Source organism: Microtetraspora sp. AC03309, assembly GCF_020826795.1.
Lineage (GTDB): Bacteria > Actinomycetota > Actinomycetes > Streptosporangiales > Streptosporangiaceae > Microtetraspora > Microtetraspora glauca.
The window spans coordinates 1-579 of the sequence record NZ_JADDIL010000388.1 but is presented as its reverse complement, the minus strand read 5'-3'; the positions used below and the strand labels follow the sequence as shown (position 1 = coordinate 579).

Here is a 579-nt window from a genome sequence, read left to right as displayed (position 1 = left end):
GAACACGCGGACGCCGATGACCTTGCCGGACTCGCCGTGCGGCACCTTCAGCGAGGTGTCACGCACCTCGCGGGCCTTCTCACCGAAGATCGCGCGCAGCAGCCGCTCCTCCGGCGTCAGCTCGGTCTCGCCCTTCGGGGTGACCTTGCCGACCAGGATGTCACCGGTCGTGACCTCGGCGCCGATGCGGATGATGCCGCGCTCGTCGAGGTCCGCGAGGACCTCTTCGGAGACGTTCGGGATGTCCCGGGTGATCTCCTCGGGGCCGAGCTTGGTGTCACGGGCGTCGACCTCGTGCTCCTCGATGTGGATCGAGGAGAGCACGTCGTCCTGCACCAGACGCTGGGACAGGATGATCGCGTCCTCGTAGTTGTGGCCCTCCCACGGCATGAACGCCACCAGCAGGTTCTTGCCGAGCGCCATCTCACCGGTGTCGGTGCAGGGACCGTCGGCGATGACCTGACCGACTTCCACGCGGTCGCCCTCGACGACGATGGGCTTCTGGTTGAAGCAGGTGCCCTGGTTGGAGCGCTTGAACTTCGCGACGCGGTAGGTGGTGCGCGTGCCGTCGTCGTTCAT

At 66.7% G+C, this 579-nt stretch carries 1 pseudogene; it reads right to left on the bottom strand.

From position 1 onward, the window contains the following. Window positions 1–579: pseudogene (locus IMZ11_RS43475) on the bottom strand (DNA-directed RNA polymerase subunit beta); the annotation flags it as partial.